The 21,777-nt window shown below is 58.3% G+C and carries 20 protein-coding genes; 8 read left to right on the forward strand and 12 right to left on the reverse strand.

Annotation, left to right across the window (positions count from 1 at the left end; genetic code table 11):
* Positions 1-7: 7 nt before the first annotated feature.
* From ACQZ6D_RS16640 to ACQZ6D_RS16660, 5 genes are all read right to left on the reverse strand, one after another.
* Positions 8-352 carry a MarR family winged helix-turn-helix transcriptional regulator gene (locus ACQZ6D_RS16640; protein ID WP_003514544.1) on the reverse strand — a complete coding sequence of 115 codons (345 nt, stop codon included), beginning with the start codon at positions 350-352 and terminating at the stop codon, positions 8-10.
* A gap of 368 nt (positions 353-720) precedes the next feature.
* Entirely contained in the window at positions 721-1,827 is a 1,107-nt protein-coding gene (locus ACQZ6D_RS16645) for a DUF475 domain-containing protein (protein WP_003514542.1), read from the reverse strand.
* A gap of 307 nt (positions 1,828-2,134) precedes the next feature.
* Positions 2,135-3,055, reverse strand: coding sequence for a DMT family transporter (locus tag ACQZ6D_RS16650; protein ID WP_003514540.1), 921 nt, complete (start codon positions 3,053-3,055; stop codon positions 2,135-2,137).
* A 116-nt stretch (positions 3,056-3,171) separates the two neighbouring features.
* Positions 3,172-4,053, reverse strand: a complete 882-nt coding sequence (locus tag ACQZ6D_RS16655) for a LysR family transcriptional regulator (protein WP_003514539.1) — start codon at positions 4,051-4,053, stop codon at positions 3,172-3,174.
* Positions 4,050-4,364 carry a putative quinol monooxygenase gene (locus ACQZ6D_RS16660; protein ID WP_065661492.1) on the reverse strand — a complete coding sequence of 105 codons (315 nt, stop codon included), beginning with the start codon at positions 4,362-4,364 and terminating at the stop codon, positions 4,050-4,052. Before ACQZ6D_RS16660 ends, ACQZ6D_RS16655 begins: the two co-directional genes overlap by 4 nt.
* 175 nt (positions 4,365-4,539) lie before the next feature.
* Here ACQZ6D_RS16660 and ACQZ6D_RS16665 point away from each other — a divergent pair, with 175 nt between their 5' ends.
* On the forward strand, positions 4,540-6,036 hold the full coding sequence (locus tag ACQZ6D_RS16665) for a CoA-acylating methylmalonate-semialdehyde dehydrogenase (protein WP_003514535.1): 1,497 nt from the start codon (positions 4,540-4,542) through the stop codon (positions 6,034-6,036).
* A 78-nt stretch (positions 6,037-6,114) separates the two neighbouring features.
* On the opposite strand, the gene ACQZ6D_RS16670 is transcribed toward ACQZ6D_RS16665, so the two are convergent.
* A complete protein-coding gene (locus ACQZ6D_RS16670) occupies positions 6,115-7,164 on the reverse strand; it encodes a Fe(3+) ABC transporter substrate-binding protein (RefSeq protein WP_236768911.1) in 1,050 nt (349 codons plus the stop codon).
* Between the two features lie 173 nt (positions 7,165-7,337).
* Here ACQZ6D_RS16670 and rirA point away from each other — a divergent pair, with 173 nt between their 5' ends.
* From rirA to ACQZ6D_RS16705, 7 genes are all read left to right on the forward strand, one after another.
* Positions 7,338-7,808 carry an iron-responsive transcriptional regulator RirA gene (rirA, locus tag ACQZ6D_RS16675; RefSeq protein WP_003514531.1) on the forward strand — a complete coding sequence of 157 codons (471 nt, stop codon included), beginning with the start codon at positions 7,338-7,340 and terminating at the stop codon, positions 7,806-7,808.
* A gap of 170 nt (positions 7,809-7,978) precedes the next feature.
* Positions 7,979-9,025: an AbrB family transcriptional regulator gene (locus ACQZ6D_RS16680; RefSeq protein ID WP_065703644.1), complete on the forward strand. Its 1,047-nt coding sequence runs from the start codon at positions 7,979-7,981 to the stop codon at positions 9,023-9,025.
* Positions 9,026-9,166: 141 nt separating this feature from the next.
* The gene (gene osmF / locus ACQZ6D_RS16685) at positions 9,167-10,078 is read left to right on the forward strand and encodes a glycine betaine ABC transporter substrate-binding protein OsmF (protein ID WP_013635286.1); all 912 of its coding nucleotides are present in this window, start codon (positions 9,167-9,169) and stop codon (positions 10,076-10,078) included.
* Positions 10,079-10,163: 85 nt separating this feature from the next.
* Entirely contained in the window at positions 10,164-11,330 is a 1,167-nt protein-coding gene (locus tag ACQZ6D_RS16690) for an ABC transporter permease (protein ID WP_448729833.1), read from the forward strand.
* Positions 11,327-12,265: an ABC transporter ATP-binding protein gene (locus tag ACQZ6D_RS16695; protein WP_003514521.1), complete on the forward strand. Its 939-nt coding sequence runs from the start codon at positions 11,327-11,329 to the stop codon at positions 12,263-12,265. The genes ACQZ6D_RS16690 and ACQZ6D_RS16695 overlap by 4 nt, the downstream gene beginning before the upstream one ends.
* Positions 12,262-13,002 (forward strand): ABC transporter permease, encoded by a 741-nt coding sequence (locus ACQZ6D_RS16700; protein WP_003514520.1) that lies wholly within the window; start codon positions 12,262-12,264, stop codon positions 13,000-13,002. The genes ACQZ6D_RS16695 and ACQZ6D_RS16700 overlap by 4 nt, the downstream gene beginning before the upstream one ends.
* Before the next feature lie 108 nt (positions 13,003-13,110).
* On the forward strand, positions 13,111-13,599 hold the full coding sequence (locus ACQZ6D_RS16705; RefSeq protein ID WP_003514519.1) for a gluconokinase: 489 nt from the start codon (positions 13,111-13,113) through the stop codon (positions 13,597-13,599).
* Here the strand turns inward: ACQZ6D_RS16705 and ACQZ6D_RS16710 are convergent.
* The 6 genes from ACQZ6D_RS16710 to ACQZ6D_RS16735 all read right to left on the reverse strand — a co-directional run bounded on the left by ACQZ6D_RS16710 (position 13,596) and on the right by ACQZ6D_RS16735 (position 21,731).
* Entirely contained in the window at positions 13,596-14,897 is a 1,302-nt protein-coding gene (locus ACQZ6D_RS16710; protein ID WP_003514518.1) for an NAD(P)/FAD-dependent oxidoreductase, read from the reverse strand. The two genes, ACQZ6D_RS16705 and ACQZ6D_RS16710, sit on opposite strands and share 4 nt — an antisense overlap.
* A gap of 1 nt (position 14,898) precedes the next feature.
* Positions 14,899-16,260: a glutamine synthetase family protein gene (locus ACQZ6D_RS16715; protein ID WP_003514517.1), complete on the reverse strand. Its 1,362-nt coding sequence runs from the start codon at positions 16,258-16,260 to the stop codon at positions 14,899-14,901.
* 235 nt (positions 16,261-16,495) lie between these two features.
* The gene (locus ACQZ6D_RS16720) at positions 16,496-17,743 is read right to left on the reverse strand and encodes an NAD(P)/FAD-dependent oxidoreductase (RefSeq protein WP_065703640.1); all 1,248 of its coding nucleotides are present in this window, start codon (positions 17,741-17,743) and stop codon (positions 16,496-16,498) included.
* Positions 17,744-17,845: 102 nt separating this feature from the next.
* Positions 17,846-19,486, reverse strand: coding sequence for an ABC transporter ATP-binding protein (locus ACQZ6D_RS16725; RefSeq protein ID WP_083211604.1), 1,641 nt, complete (start codon positions 19,484-19,486; stop codon positions 17,846-17,848).
* A 5-nt stretch (positions 19,487-19,491) separates the two neighbouring features.
* A complete protein-coding gene (locus ACQZ6D_RS16730) occupies positions 19,492-20,637 on the reverse strand; it encodes an ABC transporter permease (RefSeq protein ID WP_003514514.1) in 1,146 nt (381 codons plus the stop codon).
* Positions 20,637-21,731 (reverse strand): microcin C ABC transporter permease YejB, encoded by a 1,095-nt coding sequence (locus ACQZ6D_RS16735; RefSeq protein WP_003514512.1) that lies wholly within the window; start codon positions 21,729-21,731, stop codon positions 20,637-20,639. Before ACQZ6D_RS16735 ends, ACQZ6D_RS16730 begins: the two co-directional genes overlap by 1 nt.
* Positions 21,732-21,777 lie beyond the last annotated feature (46 nt).

A 21,777-nucleotide genomic window follows, 5' to 3' on the forward strand; every position in this document is an offset into this window, starting at 1 on the left:
CCAGAGGTTAGATCTTGCGTGCCTGATCAATAATCAGATCGCCGAATTTTTCCAGATAGAGCGCACCTGCCACGGTGCGTTTTATCACGACATTGCGCTTGTCCCGTTCGTCCCGCACCCTGTCAACCAGCCCGAGCGCTCCCAGACTGTCGAGTGCGCGGGTGATGACCGGTTTGGTCACGCCCAGCAAGGCGGCGAGGCCCCGGACTGTATGTGGCGGCGGCACGAGGTATATCTGCAGCAGGATTGTAGTCTGGCGCAAGGTCAAATCCGGCGCATCGGCCGTGACCTGCGCAGCAGATACGCGATGCCAAAGCCCCAAGGCCTCCGTAGGCGAAAGTTCTGCAGGCAAACCGGTAACCTTCCAGTCGTTATCCCACCGTTTTCATTCAACGGAGCGGAAAACTCAAGAAGCATACCGCACAAACAGAACCGCCGCGCCTTCGCAGATCATAAAAGATCGCGCGGCGCGGCGGTGTTGTTTAAACCCGTTTTTCGGGCCTCTAATGTCCCCTCTGGACTTGCAAGATGAGATGCAGGAAGCGTGCCAGTTTTACTGCAGCGCACAAATACGAGCAAAAACAGGTGCTTGGGGTATAACTTCGATGTTATGTTCAAATTTTCCGCAAGGCGGAAATAGCAACAAAAACAGGCAATCAGCAATTCAGTGCTTAAAAACTGCCTTCCGCCGTAACAGCGGAAGGCTGGGATCGGGATGGATCAGATTTCCGCACCGCGTGCGGCATCGGTCGCATCTGCATTGTGCCGCCGGTTATGTCGGATCGACGACCAGAGCGAAATGCCGATCAGGGTCGCGCCACCAAGGCCGGTGATGACCTCCGGAATGTGGAACATCGTCTGCACGTACATGATGACGGACAGGATGAGGATCGCGTAGAAAGCGCCGTGTTCCAGATAGCGGTATTCGGCGAGCGTTCCCTTTTCCACCAGCATGATCGTCATCGAGCGCACGTACATGGCGCCGATACCGAGGCCGATGGCGATGATGAACAGGTTCTGCGTCAGCGCAAAAGCACCGATGACGCCATCGAAGGAGAAGCTTGCATCGAGCACCTCGAGATAGAGAAACGCACCGAAGCCGCCTTTTGCAGCGCCTTCGAGCACTTCCTGGCTACGATCGAGAATACCGCCGACGACTTCCACCAGCAGGAAGGTCAAAAGACCCCAGATTGCCGCATGGAAAAAGGTGTTGGCCGCAACCGGACCAAGCTCCGGATTGTCGCTGGCGCCGATGATACGAGAGAAGGCCAGCATGACGACCAGCACGAAGGCGATCTCGATACCCTTGACGGAGGAATAGACCGCAGCCTTTTCCTCGATCCAGCGCACCCAGTGCACGTCCTTCTCATGGTCGAAGAAGAAGTTGAGACCGACCATCATCAGGAAGGTACCGCCGAAAGCAGCGATCGGCAGATGGGCGTCACGCATGATTTCTGCATAACGTTCCGGCTGCGTGGCCGCCATGACGAGCGCCGTCCAGGGGCCGACATTGGCGGCAACGACCACGATCAGCAGCGGGAAGACGATACGCATGCCGAAAACGGCTATCAGAATACCCCAGGTCAGGAAGCGATGCTGCCAGACTGGCGTCATCTCTTTCAGCTTGTTGGCGTTGACGATGGCGTTGTCGAAGGAAAGCGAAATTTCCAGCACGGCAAGCACCGCACAAATGAAGAAGATCGTCGCTGTTCCACTGACAGTTCCGGTCATTTCCCAGCCGAGATAGCCGCCAAGGATCAGACCGACGATGGTGACGATAAAAGCCCACTTGAAGTAGGAAAGTGTGGTTTTCTGGGCGGCGCTCATGTCCGGTTACCTCCGGTAACGAGAGCGATTGCGGAACGACGCAGGACGTCGGGCCGCACGCAGAAAGCACGCGCGCGAAGCACATTCAGGTTTTTCATAGTTTTTAATCCGCCGGCCAATTTTTGCAGGCGGTACCGACATCACGAGAGCGCCGTAAAACTCTCGCCAGAGGGGCCCGGCACCTTTGTTTCCTCTGCCCTTGCGAGACATATGATCGCAGGACCTTCTCTTACTCCTCGAAGATCACCTCTTCGTCAAGTCCCGTGATGATTTCGGCGGCGCCATCACGGGTAAACAGAGGAAATGTCTAGTCCGCAGCCAGTATATCCACCTTTTCGCGACCGCGTTTGAGCGTATTTTCACGGAAGAAAATATAAAGGCCGGAAAGAACGATCAGGCCCGCACCGACGACGATACTGGTCTGCGGCACATCACCAAAGAACAGCCAACCAAAGACCACCGCCCAGAGCAGCAATGTGTATTGCAGCGGCGCGACGGTCGCGGCGTCCGCGAGCTTCAGAGCGCGGTTGACCAGCACATGCGCTGCCATGGCGACCACGCCGAGCAGGCCGAGGAAAGCGAGATCGAAACCGGACTGGACCGGCAACCAGCCCGACGGCGTGACGAACACCGCAACGAGGCCCGCAAGCCCCGCACCGATGATCTGCCAGAAAGCGAGCACCGTATCGGGCGTGTTGCGTAGCTGGCGTCCGGACAACATCATGAAGGCGAAGGCGGCGCTGCCGAGAATGGAAAACAGTGCGGCCGAGGTGAGGCTTGCCGAGCTTGGCTGCAAGGCAATGAGAACACCGACGAAACCAATGGCGATGGCCGTCCAGCGACGCCAGCCGACCTTTTCTCCCAGGAGAAACGGCGATAGAGCCGCAACATAAATGGGGGCGGCGAGCCAATAGGTCATCACGTCTGCCAGCGGCAGGGCAGCGACTGCGAAATAGAAACAGAAAAGCTCGGCGGTGGAGAAGAATACGCGCGCCACCTGAAGAGACGGTCGCTCGATTTTCATGAGGCCGGAAAGACCGCCTTTCCACACGATCGGAACCAGGATGACAAGGGCAGCGACGCTGCGGATGAGGATCACCTGCCCCTGGCTGTAGGTCGAAACCAGCCATTTTCCCATAGCGTCGTTCAACGCGAAAAGCAGCATTCCAAGCAGCATGACGGCCACGCCGAGGCCAGTCGGCGAAAGCTTTCGTAATATATTCGGCATGTCAGGTTCCGTTCTCTCCCAATGGCTGCATTGGTCGTTCAGCCAGCCCTCGTTTGTCAAGCCCGAAGCGGGAGGACTCGCGTATTAATAGTACTAATAAATCGGCAATTTCGATGTCACGCGAACATGCGCTTCTCTTCGGCAACGAGTTCCTGGAGAAAATCGACCACCGTGCGCACGCGGACCAACTGACGGGCGGATTCGTGATAGGCCGTCCAATAGGACCGGCTTATGCTCATATGCGGCATGATCCGCAGAAGTTCGGGATATTGTCCGGCAATGTAATTGTGCAGGATGCCGATACCGGCGCCCGAGCGCACCGCCTCGGTCTGACCGGTGGCGCTGGATATTTCAAAGGCGGCGTCCCAGTCGCGCATGATCTCGCCGGTATAGTTCAGAGAAGGCGAGAAGATCAGATCCTCGACGTAGCCGATGCGCCGATGGCGCTTGAGTGTTTCCACATCCGCAGGCGTTCCATATTCGGAGAGATAGGACTTCGATGCGTAAAGCCCCAGCGAATAGTCGGTGAGCTTGGAAAACATCAGCCTACCCTGTTCCGGCCGCTCGATGGTGATGGCGATATCGGCCTCTCGCTGCGACAGGGAAAAGGAGCGCGGCACCGGCACGAGCTGGATTTTCAGGTCGGGATAACGCGCGGTCAGCCGGCCAAGCCGTGGCGCAAGAAAAGAAACCCCGAGACCATCGGGCGCGCCGATGCGCACCGTTCCCGCCACTGCCGTATCGACACGACCGAGATTTGCCTGCGCATTCAGCATTTCGGTTTCCATGCGCTCGGCGGCGCCCAAAAACAGCTGACCTTCTTCGGTCAGTTCGCAACCGTTCGTCCGGCGGATAAATAATTGGGTCTTCAGTGCCTGCTCCAGCGACGTCAATCGTCGCGAAAGCGTTGCGTGGTTGAGTCCGAGCCGTTTCGATGCGGCAAGGATCTGCCCGGAGCGGGCAACGGCGAGGAAGATGCGGACGTCATCCCAATTCATGGTTTGCTGCGCAGCATTATGGGTTCGACATCAAGCAAGGTCAGCGACGTCACCATTCCTGCCACACCCTCTTTGTATTTCAGAAAATGCGGCGTTTGCAGATGCGCTTCATATGCCGCCCGGTCCGCGTAGACTTCGAGGATGCGAATCTTTTCCGGACTGCCTTTAATTGCCACCGCATTTAATGCAAGCACACCAATTTCCAGGCTGACCGAAGCTTCGATCTCTTCTGCAAGCAGTCTGCGATAGGCATCCAGCTGGGTTGGATCGATTTGGATTTCAGCCATCCGCACGACCGGTTCATCGCTCATCAAGCTTCTGACCTTCTGTTGACCGGCGAACGTGTCGGTGTCGGAAATCCACCGCCACCCTCAAAATACTCGCCTTGCTTCAATTTACGCACAACGGTTTCTTATCTGAGTTCATTGATTTGTACAAATTCAAGTGCAATGCTGCACCCATCAAAAAATCGCGGAGGAAAGCCCCATGAGGGAAATCGGCCATTTCATCAACGGCAAGCATGTGTCCGGCACCAGTGGCCGCACATCTAACGTCTACAACCCGGCAACCGGCGAAGTGCAGGCGACTGTCGCGCTTGCCAGCGACGCCGAGCTGCGCGCTGCCGTGGAAAGCGCAAAAGCGGCACAGCCGAAGTGGGCCGCCACCAACCCGCAGCGCCGCGCCCGCGTTTTCTTCAAGTTCGTCGAACTTCTGAACCGCGACATGAATGAACTGGCGGTGCTGCTCTCCAGCGAGCACGGAAAGACCGTCGAAGATTCCAAGGGCGATATCGTGCGCGGCCTCGAAGTCTGCGAATTCGTCTGCGGCATTCCGCATCTGCAGAAGGGTGAGTTCACCGAGGGCGCAGGTCCCGCCATCGACATGTATTCGATCCGCCAGCCGGTCGGCATCGGTGCGGGCATCACGCCGTTCAACTTCCCCGGCATGATCCCAATGTGGATGTTTGCGCCGGCAATCGCCTGCGGCAACGCCTTTATCCTCAAGCCTTCCGAGCGCGATCCGTCCCTGCCGATCCGCCTTGCCGAACTGATGATCGAGGCAGGTCTTCCGGCTGGCATCCTCAACGTCGTCAATGGTGACAAGGGCGCTGTCGACGCCATCCTGACCGATCCGGATATCGGCGCGGTTTCCTTCGTCGGTTCCACGCCGATTGCCCGCTACGTCTACGGTACTGCCGCCATGAACGGCAAGCGCGCACAGTGCTTCGGCGGCGCGAAGAACCACATGATCATCATGCCTGATGCCGATCTCGATCAGGCCGTGAACGCCCTGATGGGCGCCGGTTACGGTTCGGCCGGCGAACGCTGCATGGCCGTGTCGGTTGCGGTTCCGGTTGGCGAAGAAACGGCCAACCGTCTCGTTGAAAAGCTCATCCCGCAGATCGAAGCACTGAAGATCGGCCCCTACACCGACGACAAGGCCGATATGGGCCCGCTCGTTACCAAGGAAGCGCAAACGCGCGTCAAGGGTCTGATCGACAGCGGTGTCGAGCAGGGCGCAAAGCTGCTGGTCGATGGCCGCGACTTCAAGCTCCAGGGTTATGAAGACGGCTATTTCGTCGGTGGCTGCCTGTTCGACCACGTCACCCCTGACATGGACATCTACAAGACGGAAATCTTCGGACCGGTTCTCTCCGTCGTTCGCGCCAAGAACTACGAAGACGCGCTGGAACTGCCGATGAAGCATGAATATGGCAACGGTGTTGCGATCTACACCCGCGACGGCGACGCTGCGCGTGACTTCGCCAGCCGCATCAATATCGGCATGATCGGCATCAACGTTCCGATCCCTGTTCCGCTCGCCTACCACTCCTTCGGCGGCTGGAAGGCCTCGAGCTTCGGCGATCTCAACCAGCACGGAACAGATTCGATCAAGTTCTGGACGAAGACCAAGACGATCACCTCGCGTTGGCCGTCCGGCATCAAATCGGGTGCCGAATTCGTCATGCCGACGATGAAGTAAGCAATGCGTCTCTAAACAATGACCCGGCGGGCGATTGACCCGCCGGTATCCTAACCGGTCACAGGCGTGTAAACGACGTCAATTGGTCGGGCCGTCGTTGAAACCCACTTCGTCCACCAGCTCGGATGCCTGTTTGCGGTGGGCGGCAATATCCGTCAGTGGCAGCTTGTCCGGATTGATGGGGCCGAAGCCCTTCACGACATCGGAAGGCTCCGCGCCGGGCAGCACCGGGTATTCGAAGACCTGCTTGGCATAGATTTCCTGCGCCTCGCGCGATGCCAGGAATTCCATCAGCTTCAGCGCATTGTCCTTGTTGGGTGCGTATTTCGTCAGCGCCATGCCGGAAATATTCACATGCGTTCCGCGATCGCCCGCATTGGGAAAGATCACCCGCACCGATCCCGCCCAAACCTTTTCCTCCGGCTCGCGGTCGTTGGTCAGCATCAGGCCGACATAATAGGTATTGCCTAGCGCGATATCGCATTCGCCGGAAAAGATCGATTTGGCCTGGCTGCGGTCTGTTCCATCAGGCTTGCGGGCAAGATTGTTCTTAAGGCCGGTCAGCCATGTCCGGGTATAATCGACACCATGATGGGCGATCATCGAGGCGATCAGCGCGATATTGTAGGAATGCTGGCCGTCGCGAATGCAGATCTTGCCCTTCCATTTCGGATCGGCAAGCTCTTCATAGGTGATGTCTTTCTGGGTGACCCGCTCCTTTGAGGCATATACCACGCGGCCACGCGTCGTCAGGCCGAACCACTCGCCTTGCGGATCGCGCAGATTGGCCGGGATATCCTTTTCAATGACGGGATCGTTCAGCACCGGCTGTGTGACGCCGCCTTCTTTCGCCTCGACAAGCCGGGCGATATCGACCGTCAACAGCACGTCGGCCGGCGAATTGACGCCTTCTGCCTGAATGCGCTCCACCAGACCCTTGTCGAGGAAGAGAACGTTGGCCTCTATGCCCGTTTCTTTCGTGAAGGCATCGAGCAGCGGCTGGATCAACTCGGGCTGCCGGTAGGAATAGACGTTCACCTCGCCGCCCGCAAAAGCAGCGGGCGCGGCCCAGAGGATCGTCAGACCCGAAAAAACGGCAGCGGAAAAACACGATTTCAAGCTTGCCATTAAGAATGCCTCCATTACATTCAGATTCTTGACTTGTTTGTTCATGAATCATCAAAGCGGTCAACAAGGCTGTCCGAGAAATATCGGATGGCTGCCAGTTTTTTCAGTTTCTGGAATTGTTCTAAACTGAAAAAGAGACTATATAACTCCACATTGAGAGTTAGGAGACCAGCATGCGTTTGACCAAACAGACCAACTATGCCGTTCGCATGTTGATGTATTGCGCCGCAAATGAAGGCAAGTTGAGCCGCATTCCGGAGATCGCCAGGGCTTATGGCGTATCTGAGCTGTTCCTTTTCAAAATTCTGCAGCCGCTCAACAAGGCCGGTCTGGTGGAAACCGTGCGCGGCCGTAACGGCGGCGTGCGTCTTGGTAAACCCGCTGAGAAAATCAGCCTGTTTGACGTGGTGAAGGTGACCGAAGACAGTTTTGCCATGGCGGAATGCTTCGAGGACGGTGCTGTCGAATGTCCGCTTGTGGATAGCTGCGGCCTCAACTCGGCGCTTCGCAAGGCGCTCAATGCCTTCTTCGATGTGCTGGCGGAATATTCCATCGACGATCTCGTCAAGGCGCGGCCGCAGATCAACTTCCTGCTCGGCATCGACACGGAAATGCCAAAGATCGCCGCCTTGCCGGCCGCCTGATCATCCCATTGCCCAAGCAACAATTGCGCTAGCCCGTGTCCGCAGGTCACGGGCTTTTCTTTTATAGAATACTTCGGAAATGCAATATTTTTGGTCGAGCGTGTTGACGCCAGGAGACGAAGCGGCGCATTTGGTCGCGAGCTTTTTTGAAGCAATCAGCCAGCGTCGCAATGATCATCAAGCCTGAATTCCATACATTTGCACTTACCGCGCTCGTCGGCAGCATGGGTGCGCTGCTTGCCAGTCTCCTTAACGTTCCAGCGCCGTTTCTGTCCGGTCCGGCGCTCGCCGTGACGATTACGGGACTGGCGGGCGTGAAGCTTGGGATTCCCGCCTTCATCCGCAATGCCTGTTTCGTTGTGGTCGGCATTTCGATGGGAACGAGCGTAACGCCGTCGGTGATCGATGCCGCGAAGACATGGCCACTGAGCTTCGTCATCGTGCTCGTTGCAGTCGTCATCATGCTGTATGTCGCCTATTGGATCCTGCATTACGGCTTCGGATACGACAGGACGACGGCAATGCTGGGCGCTTCGCCCGGGCACCTCAGCTATATCATCAGCCTCGGCGCCGAGACGAAAAGCGACCTTGCGACCGTCAGCATCGTGCAAAGCGTGCGGGTGCTGGCGCTGACGCTTTCCGTGCCGCTGATTGTTGAATATTTCGATCTCGTCAGCACGGAACCGCTCATCGCCAATCCACCGATGGGCCTGTTCACACTGGCCCTGACCATTGGCGCGTCGCTTGCGATGGGATGGCTGTTCCTTCGCTGGAGATTTCCCGCAGCCCTGCTGCTGGGCGGCGTCGCGGTTTCCATCGGCACCCATATTACCAGCCTTACCGAGGGCGGCGTTCCGAGCTGGCTCAGCCTGCCGGTCTATGTGCTGATCGGCTGTCTCATCGGCACGCGCTTTTCGAATGTGTCGCTGATGGATGTGCGAAAAGGCTTTCTGGCAGGTTTCGTCGTCACCATCGCCGTGATGGTGATCGCCGGAAGTATCGCCTGGATGATTTCCAACATTACAGGCGTTCCGCTCAATGCGGTGATGATCGCCTATTCGCCGGGCGGGCTTGAAACCATGGCGGCGATGGCCGTGATGATGCATGCCGATACCGCCTATGTCGGGTCACATCACGTCTTACGGCTCCTGTTCCTGTCGGTTCTCATGCCGCTGGTCATGGGCAAGGATGCACGCAAGCGGGACGGCGAAATCTAAGCCGGGCCAGCGCCCTCGCCATTCAGGTAAAAAACGCCAATGGCGTTGCAACCATTTGTTCCTCTGGCCGTTCATGTTTCTCCGCAATTGCGGCGGCGATTTTTCGCGTGTTCGACAGGCTGACCCACCGGAGGACTATTCATGAACCGCTTGATGATGTTGACAGGCGCCGGATTTGCGCTTGCCCTTTCTGTTTCCTTCGCTCAGGCGCAGGTGGTGGTGTCGTCTAAGATCGACACGGAGGGTGGCGTTCTCGGCAACATCATCCTTGCCGTGCTGAACAAGAACAATATCGAGACGACGGATCGCATCCAGCTCGGCGCTACCCCGGTCGTCAGAAAAGCGATCACTGCTGGCGAGATCGACATTTATCCGGAATACACAGGCAACGCCGCCTTCTTCTTCTCCAAGGCGGACGACCCGCTCTGGAAAGATGCCGCCAAGGCTTACCAGGAAGCCAAGACACTCGACTATGACGCCAACAAGATCGTCTGGCTGACACCATCGCCCGCAAACAACACCTGGGCGATCGCGCTGCGCAAGGATGTTGCCGACAAGAACAATCTGAAGACGCTTTCAGATTTCGGCAAATACATTGCCGGTGGCGGTGAGGTCGTTCTTGCCGCCTCCTCGGAATTCGTCAATTCCGCAGCCGCCCTGCCAGCATTTCAGACCACCTACGGCTTCACCATGAAGCCGGATCAGCTGATCACGCTTTCCGGTGGCGACACGGCTGCCACTATCGCTGCCGCCGCAAACCAGACGAACAATGCCAATGCTGCCATGGTCTATGGCACCGATGGTGGCATAGCGCCGTCCGGCCTTGTCGTGCTTGAGGACGACAAGCATGTGCAGCCCGTCTACCAGCCCGCGCCGATCATTCGCGAGGAAGTTCTGAAAAAGAACCCCAATATCGAGACATTGCTGAAACCTGTTTTCGAAAAGCTGGATCTGGCAACCTTGCAGGAGCTGAACGCCCGCGTGCAGGTGGGGGGCGAACAGGCCAAGGCAGTTGCGACCGACTTCCTGACAAAGAACGGTTTCCTCAAGTAATTTCCAGAGAACCGTTGGGGCGGGATATCGGAAACGATGTGAGGTTCACCATCCCGTCCGAACCTATGACCCGGGGGAGCGGAATTTGACGAAATGGCCTGACAAGGTAGGCGTGCTGATTTCGTGCCTGCTTCTCTACGCGCTTGCAGCGGCCCCCTTCATGACATTCCGAGCTAACCGGATCATTCAGGGTAAAACGCGCACGATCTTCGAAGCGCTTCCGGTTGCTGCTGCTACCCTCCTCGTCGCCATCATTATTGTCGCCGCCTTCATCGCCTTTTTCCGGTTTCCGGCGCACCTGAAACTCGCCGCTGCGCTGGTCGGTCTCGCGGCACTGGCGATCTTCGTCGGGCAGGCGGCGTCTGCGCTGACACCTGAGGGCAACAGTTTTGCCCGCGTTTCGCCCGCCAGCGGTTTCTGGTTGATGTTTGCAGGGCTTGCATTGCTTGCCGCCGATTGCATTGCACGTCTCCAGCCGAAACCCACTTTGCGGATTTTGCTGTTGCTGGTGGCAACCGGGACGCTTGCGGCGGTACTGACAAGCGGCCTCTGGGACGATCTCTCCATCATCAAGGAATATACCGGCCGGGCAGATATCTTCTGGACCGAAGCACTGCGGCATGTGGAACTTGCCATCGGGTCGCTGGTTGCAGCCACCCTCGCCGGTATCCCGCTCGGCATTCTCTGTTACAAGGTCGAGCGTTTGCGCTCCGGTCTACTGAACGCTCTCAATATCGTCCAGACCATTCCCTCCATCGCGCTTTTCGGCCTTTTGATCGCGCCACTCGGATGGATGGCAGCCAATGTGCCGGGTGCGGCGAAGATCGGCATCGCCGGCATCGGCATGGCGCCGGCCTTCGTGGCGCTATTTCTCTATTCGCTGCTGCCCGTTGTCTCCAATACGGTGGTCGGCCTGTCCGGCGTTTCGCAGGCAGTGCGGGAAGCCGCGCGCGGGCTTGGCATGACGCCTCTGCAAAGGCTGCTGCGGGTGGAGTTTCCACTCGCCATGCCCGTCATCCTCACCGGCATCCGTATCGTGCTGGTGCAGAATATCGGTCTTGCGACCATCGCAGCGCTGATCGGCGGCGGTGGATTTGGCGTTTTCGTGTTTCAGGGCATAGGGCAGACCGCGATGGACCTCGTACTGCTCGGCACCGTGCCGACCGTTCTGCTCGGCTTCGCCGCCGCGATTACGCTCGACGCCCTTATCGACAGCAATCTCTTCAGCGCAGGCGGAAGGCAAAAGGCATGATCGAGATCGACACCATCACGAAACGATATGGCGATACGGTCGTGGTCGACCAGGTCTCCCTGACTGTGGCGCCGCGCACCGTCACCGTCATCGTCGGCACTTCCGGGTCGGGAAAAACCACGCTGCTGCGCATGATAAACCGGCTGGTGGAGCCGACCTCCGGCACTATCCGCATCGACGGAGACGATGTGAGCACCATGCCGGGCTACAAGCTGCGCCGTCAGATCGGCTATGCCATTCAGGGCCATGGGTTGTTTCCGCATCGCACCGTGGCGGAGAATATCGCGACGGTTCCGCAGCTCATCGGCTGGGACCGCAAGCGAATCGATGCGAAAATAGACGCGCTGATGCAGCTCTTCCAGCTGGACCCGGCGCTTTATGCCAACCGCTTTCCGCATGAGCTTTCAGGCGGCCAGCAACAGCGTGTCGGCGTGGCGCGCGCGCTTGCAGCAGAACCGAACATTCTTCTGATGGACGAACCTTTCGGTGCACTGGACCCGGTTATCCGCGCAAAGGCCCAGAACGATCTTCTCGATATCCAGAAGAAGCTCGGTGTCACCATCGTTCTTGTCACGCATGATATGGACGAGGCCTTTCACCTGGCGGATCGTATTGCCGTCATGGACAAGGGCCGTATCGTTCAGGACTGCCCGCCGGCCGAGCTGGTGCTGAAACCGGCAACGAATTTCGTCCGCACCATGATCGGCGAAAACGAGCGCGCCCTGAAACTGTTATCCGTCCTGTCGGTTGCAGACGTCGTGGAGCCGGGAAGCGCTGAAGGCGAACCATTGAATGAACATACCAGCCAGCGCGACGCCCTGTCTGCAATGTTGTGGGCGGGCTGCGATACCTTGCCGGTGCTGAAAGACGATGGCAAACCCGCAGGTATCGTGCGGCGCGATGTTCTGCTCCAGCGGGCTGCCGGAACCCCATGAAAAATGCCGCTTCGTTTTTCGCCCCCGGGCTTCTGGTGCTGGCGCTGATGGCCTTTCTCGCGGCGCCGCAGGTTTTCGCACCGATATTCCGCCCTCTTGTGCAGACCAACGCGCCGGCGATCTACACGCAGGCCAATCTGCTTTCCCTGACACTGTCGCATCTGACCATTGTCGCAATCGCAACGGGGCTGGCCACGCTGGTGGCGGGAGCCCTTGCGGTTCTCGTCACCCGCCCTTTCGGCGCGGATTTTCTGCCGCTATCGCGCAGCATCGTCAATATCGGCCAGACCTTTCCGCCGGTGGCGGTGCTGGCGCTTGCCGTGCCGATGATCGGCTTTGGCGAGAAACCGACGCTCATTGCGCTGTTTCTCTATGCGCTTCTACCGGTTTTCGAAAATACGCTGACAGGGCTGACCACGCTGCCGCCAACTGTAATGGATGCCGCAAAGGGCGCCGGCATGACCGGCTGGCAAAGACTTGTTAAAGTGGAGCTGCCACTTGCCCTTCCGGCGATCCTCGCAGGCATCAGGCTTTCGGCGGTGATCAGCCTTTCGACAGCAACCATCGGTTCTACGGTCGCGGCCCGCACGCTCGGAGAGGTGATCATCGCCGGCCTGCAATCCAACAATCTCGCCTTCATCCTTCAGGGCGGATTGATCGTCGCTGTGCTGGCAATCCTGATCCACGCCAGCTTTTCTGCACTCGAAAAGGCAGCGGCCCGCAAAACCGGGCACTGACAAATGCAAGCTCCTCATTTTTATGTTCCCGACATCCGCCGCGCATGTTAGGGGCTGACCGTCGAAACAGAAACATTCGAGGTTCGGGTGACAAAGGCAATCGTCGTGATGGGAGTGAGCGGCTCTGGCAAGTCCACGGTCGCAGAGGAACTGGCGGAAAAACTGGGCATTGCCTTTATTGAGGGCGACAAGCTTCACCCGAAATCCAATGTCGACAAGATGTCAGAGGGCATTCCGCTGACCGACGAAGATCGCTGGCCCTGGCTCGATCTGATTGGCGCAGAACTGCGCAAGGGAAACGAAAATAACGGTGTCGTCGTTTCCTGCTCGGCGCTGAAGAAAATCTATCGCGACCGCCTTCGCGAGGCTACCGGTGGCCCGCTCGCTTTCGTCTATCTGGACGGCAGCCTGGAACTTCTCAGCAGGCGTATGGGCGAACGCAAGGGCCACTTCATGCCGCTCTCGCTGCTCCAGACCCAGCTTGCCACGCTGGAAGTGCCGACGGGCGAACCCGGCGTCGTAACCGTCAGCATCGACGCCACGCCGGAGGAAATTACCGCAAACGCACTTTCGGGCCTGAAAGCGGTGATTTTTTAAAATCCGAGCCTGTCGCGCAGGCCGTACCACCATGCACCAAGCACGGTCAGCGGCACGCGGAACGTCTTACCGCCTGGGAACGGATAATTCGGCAGGGAACTCCAGACATCGAAACGCTCGGCGTGGCCTGCAACGGCCTCGCCCAATATCTTGCCGAGCAGATGCGTGGTGGTGACACCGTGGCCGCTGTCGCCATGCGAAAAATAGACATTGTCCGACAGTTTGCCCATATGCGGGATGCGCGTCAGCGTCAGCGCGAAATTGCCGCTCCAGGCAAAATCGATCTTCGTCTTTTCCAGTTGCGGGAAAGTCTTCAGCATATTCGGACGGATTACCCCGGTCAGATCCGCCGGATCGCTGCCGCCATAACCGATACCACCGCCATAAAGCAGGCGGTTGTCGGAGGTGCGGCGATAATAATCGAGAATATAATTGGCATCCTCGACGCAATAATTGGCTGGCAGGAGTTGCTCGATCAGATCGGCATCAAGCGGCTCTGTCGCCATGACCTGGCTTGAGACCGGCATCATCCGGTCGCCGATTTCCGGCAGCAGCTTGCCGAGATAGGCATTGCCGCAGACGAGAACATATTTCGCCTTCACGCTGCCCGTCGCCGTGCGCACGACAGGGTTTACGCCCTGCTCCAGCGAAATGACCCTCGAATTTTCGAATATGCGCGCACCGAGACTTTCGGCCGCCGCGGCTTCCCCCTGCACCAGATTGAGCGGATGGATGTGGCCGCCGAAACGGTCGATCATGCCGCCGGCATAACGATCGGTCCGCACGTATTTTCCGACATCGGCTTTGGAGACCATCTCAAGCCCGCCATGGCCGTGTTTTTCCCAATGGGCCTTGTGGGCCTCCATCTCGCGAATCTGTTTCGTCGTGAAGGCCGCAAAGAAACCGCCATCGACGAGATCGCAATCGATAGCGTATTTCGAAATGCGGCTGCGGATGATCTCCCCGCCTTCCAGCGACATTTCGCCGAGTTTCACCGCCTTGTCGTGGCCGTAACGACTGGCGATTGTTTCGAGGTCGCGGCTATAGCCATTGACGATCTGGCCGCCATTGCGCCCCGAGGCGCCGAAGCCAACCCGCACGCCTTCCAGCACGATAACGGAATAGCCGCGTTCGGAAAGTTCGAGTGCTGCGGAAATGCCGGTAAACCCGCCACCGATGACGCAGACATCCGCTTCCATTGCGCCTTCAAGCGTTGGCCGCACGGATTTGACATTGGCGGAGGCCGCATACCAGGAGGATGTGTGGCCGGGATTGGGAATAGTCGTCACCTCAGCCATCTCACACCGTCCTGATATAGGCGTCATATTCGACGTCGGTTACACGCAGGGAAAATTCGGAAAGTTCCTGCTGTTTGCAGGCAGAAAACAGCGTGCGATAACGCTGGCCAAGCGTCGCATAGGCGAAACTCGAACGCGTGAAACGCTGCAATGCATAATCCCAGTTAGTGGGCAGAGGTTCGTGATTGATGGCGTGGCTGTCGCCGGAAATCGCGCCGCCCGGCTGGCGTTTTTCCTTCATGCCGGCAAGGGCAGCACTCAGGATCATCGCCACAACGAGATAGGGATTGGTATCGGCGCCGGCGACACGATGTTCGATGCGGGTTGCGGCCTTGCTGGCAGTGATAACGCGCACCGCCGCCGAGCGGTTGTCTATGCCCCAGGAGGCATAGGTGGGCGCATGTTCGCTGGGCGTCAGGCGGCGATAGGAATTGGCATGGGGAGCGAAGATCGCCATGCTCTCCCCCATGTTTTCCAGAAGGCCGCCGACCGAATGCATCAGCGCGTCCGATGGGCCGTTTTCCCCGGCGTAGATATTCCTGCCGTCACTATCGAGAACGGAAAAATGCACATGCATGCCATTGCCGGCCTGTAACCCGTACGGCTTCGCCATGAAGGTGGCGTCGAGATCGTGCCGCCGCGCCACACCCTTGACGATGCGTTTCAGGAAGACAGCGAAATCGGCGGCCCGCAACGCGTCCGGCACATGATTGAGGTTGATTTCATATTGGCCGGGCCCGTTTTCCCGCAGCGTCGTATCGGCAAGAACACCCTGCGCCCTGCATGCGGTTGCGATATCATGGAAGACATCCTCGAAATCCTGCAATTCGGAAATCGACAGAACCTGTGTCTGGCCCGTGTGCCACCGGCCTTCGCGGCTATGCGGCGGACGCACCGGATCGAGCGCAGAGCGAACCGGGTCGATCAGGTAAAATTCAAGTTCGGTCGCCACGACCGGCGTGAGGCCGGCCTTTTTGTAGGCTTCCAGCACCCTTGCCAGAACATTGCGCGGATCGCCATAAAACCCGGTTCCATCAGGATTTTTCATCGCGAGCAGGACTTGTGCGGTCGGCCGGCCAAGCCATGTCACCCGAGACAGCGTGCCGGGAACAGGAAAGCAGAACCCGTCCGGATCGCCCGTCCCTTCGGCGAGGCCTGCGGCATGCACATCGCGGCCCCAGATATCCAGCGCATAGACCGAGCGTGGGATCGCCATTCCCTTTTCAAGGACATCGATCGCCCTTTCGCGCGGAATCCATTTGCCGCGCGGCACGCCGTTCGCATCTATGACGAAGGCTTCGAGAATTTCGATATCGGGGTTATCGTCGAAAAATTTCTTTGCTTTTTCAATATCATCCATCATGCACCAGCAGGCCGTTTCTCTTCTGTTTCGCGCGCAGAAGCGCTTCGCTAACGAAAATCGTCCTGCTGTTGATAGATGAGAAACCTCGCCGTCATGATGACGCTTGCCCCTTTTCCCTTTTCATAAGCCCATGTTACGTGGCCCGCCGCGCGAAGGCCAGCGGATTCGGCCATCAGAGCGGGATGGCGAAAAGTGTACACGGTTTTCGCCAGAGATGACTTCAGTTCATCAGGATCTAGGGATTGAACCTTTCGGGTCGATAGGCATCGATGGCGATGACCGGCGTTTCTCCCAGCATGGTTTCCGCCAGCACACGGCCAGTGATGGGCCCAAGTGTGAGGCCGTGATGGGCGTGACCGAACGAGAACCACAATGTCCTGTGGCGCGGCGCCTTGCCGATGATCGGCATCATATCCGGTGTGCAGGGACGCGCGCCCATCCAGGGTTCCGCATCCAGCCTGCCGCCCAGAGGAAAGACGGTGCGGGCGACCCGTTCCGCCCGCTCGATCTGCACGGGGGATTTCGGCGCATCGCGTTCGGCAAATTCCGCGCCGGTCGTCAGGCGGATGCCTTTGCGCATTGGCGCGAGGAAATAACCGCGCTCGGCGTCGATTAGCCAGTTGTTGAGCTTGGTGCCCTCCTGCGGCGCATAGTGCATGTGATAGCCGCGTTTCACGCCGAGCGGAAAGCGGTAACCGAGCCGTTCCGTCACCGTATCCGCCCAGGGGCCTAGTGCGACAACGGCTTGTTCAGCTTCCACCGCCCCGGTCTCGGTGCGTACCGTCCAACCACTTGTCGTCTGGCTGAGCGTGGATGCATCACCCCGGACAAAGGTTCCGCCAAGGCTCTCGAACAGTTTGACATAGGCGAGCGTCAGCGCATGTGGATCGCGCACCGACCATGGATCATTCCATTTCAAACCGCCGACGAACTCGCGGCTGAGATGCGGCTCCGCCGCGGCGAGTTCCGCCCCATCGAGTTTCGTGTGGGAGATGCCGTGGTCGCGCGCCAGACGTTCGGCGAAAGCAAAGTCTGCATCCCGCCTTTCGGCGGTCCTGTAGGCCTCCATCCAACCGTTTTTCACGATTAGATCGCCGGCCTTGGCTTCATCGATCAGGATGCTGTGTTCGGAGACCGAGTGCTCGATCAGCGGCGCGTAGGCGCGGGCAATTGCTGCGTGGCGCGTGGCTGCGGAATTATACCAGTAGCGGCCAAGAAAAGGCGCGATCTTCGGCAGGGCCGAGAGATGATAACGGGCATCGATGCTGTTGTTCAGGGAATAGCGGAGAAGCCGGCTAACTTCCTGCGGGAAGGCGTAGGGAACGACACCCTCTCTCTGGATCAGTCCGGCATTGCCGAAGGACGTTTCCTCACCCGGTCCCCGCCGGTCCACCAGCACCACCGATTTGCCCCTGCGGGCCAGTTGCAAAGCGACGGAGACCCCGATGATCCCCGCCCCCAAAACGATCACATCCGCTGCCATGGCATTCAATCCGTTTGCGTATCTCGTCCGCGCAACATGGGTCGGCATTTTGCGCAAAGCAACAGAAAAATCATCGTCTTAATAGAAACAGCAATGCGCCTGCTACTGGCTCACCGCTTTAGTTTCGACCGCCTCGATATTGAAAGCAGCAGCCAGCAGGGCCTTGGTATATTCCTGTTGCGGATCAGCGAATATCCCCGCTGCCGGGCCGCTCTCCACCACCTTGCCGTTGCGCATGACGATTACGTCGTTGGCAAGCGCTTTAACTACCTTCAGGTCATGACTGATGAAGAGATAGGCGAGTTCGTGGCGGGCCTGAAGATCGCGCAAGAGATCGACCACCTGTGCCTGCACGCTCATGTCGAGCGCCGATGTGGGCTCGTCCAACATGACGAAGCGAGGTTTCAACACCATGGCGCGGGCAATGGCGATACGCTGACGCTGACCACCGGAAAATTCATGCGGATAGCGCCAGCGCGTCTCCGGGTCGAGCCCGACTTCTTCCAGCGCCTGGGCGACGCGGGTATCCCGCTCATCGGCGGAAAGCTGTCGCTCGTGCACCTTCAGACCCTCGGCAACGATTTCGCCCACCGACATGCGTGGGCTGAGCGAACCGTAAGGATCCTGAAACACCACCTGAAGCCGATTTCTGAGCGGCTTCATCATTTCATAGGAATAGCTGTCGATCGACTGACCGATGAAACTGATACGCCCCTCAGACGCTATAAGACGCGATAGGGCGAGACCGAGTGTCGTTTTGCCGGAGCCGGATTCGCCCACGACGCCAACCGTCTGTCCTGCGCGCAGGGTAATATCGATACCGTCAACCGCCTTCACGTGGTCGACCACCTTGCGCATCAGCCCCGCCTTTATCGGGAACCAGACTTTTATGTCGTCGCCCTGCATGACGACAGGTTTGCTGGCATCGGAAAGCGGCGGCTCGCCCTTGGGTTCGGCAGCCAGAAGATGGCGGGTATAGGCATGCTGCGGATCGGTAAACACCTGCTCAACCGTGCCGGTCTCGACGATCTTTCCCTTGGTCATCACGCAGACACGATTGGCAAACTTACGGACAATGCCGAGATCGTGGGTGATGAACAGCATGGACATGCCGTGCCGGTTTTTGAGGTCGCTCAGCAGTTCAAGGATCTGCGCCTGAACGGTTACATCGAGTGCGGTCGTGGGTTCATCGGCGATCAGCAGTTTCGGCCGGTTGGCAAGCGCCATAGCGATCATCACGCGCTGCCGCTGGCCGCCGGACAATTCATGCGGATAGGCCTTCAGGCGCTTTTCCGGCTCGCGGATGCCCACCTGCAATAACAGTTCCAGCGTGCGCGCCCGCGCTTCAGCGCCGGTGATTGCCTGATGCAGTTCCAGAATCTCGCCGATCTGCCGCTCGATGGTATGGAGCGGGTTGAGCGAGGTCATCGGCTCCTGGAAAATCATGGTGATGTCGTTGCCGCGAACAGCGCGCAACGCGCGTTCCGGCAGGGTCAGCATATCCTTGCCGTCGAACAGGATTTTGCCCGAAGGATGGCTCGCCGCCGGATAGGGCAGCAATTTGAGAATGGAGTTCGCCGTGACCGATTTTCCCGAGCCGGATTCCCCGACCAGGGCGACAACTTCGCCCGGCATCAGGTCGAAGGAGACATGATCTACGGCGATGCTGGTCGCTCCACCCTGATGAAAGGCAACGGAGAGATCACGGACGGAGAGAAGCGGCTGGGTCTTTGTTTCCATCATGGCAATCACCGGAACGTCTTGCGTGGGTCGAAGGCGTCTCGCACCGCCTCGCCGACGAAGATCAGCAGCGACAGCATGATGGACATGGTGAAGAAGGCCGTGAGGCCAAGCCAGGGCGCCTGAAGATTGTTCTTGCCCTGCGCGATCATCTCGCCCAGCGACGGCGATCCCGGCGGCATGCCGAAGCCGAGGAAATCGAGCGAGGTCAAAGTGGTGATCGAGCCGGAGAGGATGAACGGCAGGAAGGTCAGTGTTGCCACCATGGCGTTTGGCAGAAGATGCCGGAACATGATTGTCCAGTTGCCGACGCCAAGGGCGCGGGCGGCGCGGACATATTCGAAGTTTCTGGCACGCAGGAATTCCGCGCGCACGATGCCGACGAAGCCGACCCATGAAAACAGCAGCATGATGCCAAGCAGCACGAAGAAACCCGGCGGCAGAATAGCCGCGATGATCAGCAGGATGTAAAGCACCGGCATGGATGACCAGATTTCAATGAAACGCTGCAACAGCAGGTCCGTCCAGCCGCCGAAATAACCCTGGATGGCGCCGGCAGTCACCCCAACGAGGGCGGATGCGATCGTCAGCGTCAGGCCGAAAAGCACGGAAATACGGAAGCCATAGATCATCCGCGCCGTGACGTCGCGCGCTTGATTGTCGGTTCCGAGCCAATTGAGATTGCCGAGCGTACAGCCGGGATCGGCATTACCCTGCGGATAGGCCGAGCAGCGGTCCTTTTCATCCATCAGCCAGAAGGGTGCCGTGGGGGCCGAATGCGGAATGTTGGAATTGACCGTCTGATAGGAATAGCGGATCGGCGGCCAGATCATCCAGCCATTGGCGTTGATCTCGTCCTGAATGAAGGAGGATTTGTAGTCAGTCTGGGCAAGGAACCCGCCAAACTTTTCCTCCGGATAATCGACCATGACCGGCACCAGAAATTCGCCCTTGTAAGAAGCGAAAATGGGTTTGTCATTGGCGATGAATTCCGCAATCAGGCTCAGGAAAAACAGGATCAGGAACAGCCAGAAGGACCAGTAACCGCGCCGGTTTGCTTTGAAATTCTGCCAGCGGCGCTTGGTGGTTGGTGAAAACCAGGGGCGCTTCGGCTTTACCAACGTTTCCGTTGCGGCGGTATGGGCAAGCGTCATCACACGTCCCTCCGCTCGAAATCGATTCGCGGATCGATCCATGTGTAGATAAGGTCGGATAGGAGGCTGACCACGAGGCCCATCAGCGAAAAGATGAAAAGCGTGCCGAACACGATCGGGTAGTCGCGATTGACGACCGAGAGATAACCGAGGCGGCCTAGGCCATCCAGCGAGAAGATATTCTCGATCAGCAGCGAACCGGTGAAGAATGCCGAGATGAAGGCGCCCGGAAAACCGGCGATCACGATCAGCATCGCATTGCGGAAGACGTGGCCATAAAGAACCTTGCGTTCGCTGAGCCCCTTGGCGCGGGCGGTCACGACATATTGCTTCTTGATCTCGTCGATGAAGGAATTTTTCGTCAGAAGCGTCGTCGTCGCGAAAGCCGAAAGCGATAGCGCGATCAGCGGCAGGGTCAGGTGCCAGAAATAGTCGATGATCTTCTGCCACCAGTTCAGCTGGTCAAAATTGTCCGATACCAGACCGCGCAGCGGGAACCAGTCGAAGAACGATCCTCCGGCGAAAAGCACGATGAGAAGAATGCCGAACAGGAAGCTTGGAACGGCATAACCGATGATGATGATGCCTGATGTCCAAATATCAAAGGTCGAGCCGTCGGAAACGGCTTTCTTGATGCCGAGTGGAATGGAGATCATGTAGGAGATGATCAGAATCCAGAAGCCGAGCGACATCGAGACCGGCAGCTTGTCGATGATGAGATCGATGACCGAGGAATTGCGGAAGAAGCTGTCGCCGAAATCGAAGCGTATGTAATTCCACATCATTTCGAGAAAACGGGTGAGCGGCGGCTTGTCGAAACCGAACTGTTTCTCGAGCTTGGCGATCAGCTCCGGATCAAGGCCCTGCGCACCGCGATATTTCGAGCCGCTTTCATCGAAACCGCCGGACTGGCCCATAAGATCGCCGCCGCCGGAGAGGCGGTCGGAGGCGCTGTCGCCCTGCCCAGTCAGTTGCGCGACGACCTGTTCCACCGGCCCGCCCGGCGCGAACTGGATGACAAGAAACGAAATGCCCATAATGCCGATAATGGTCGGGATCATCAGCGCCAGACGTCTGAGAATATAGGCGCCCATCAGCCTTTGCTCCCGGCTGATACGTCAGCGGTTTTCGTTTCTGTCA

The organism is Agrobacterium sp. 22-3639C2 (genome assembly GCF_053522105.1).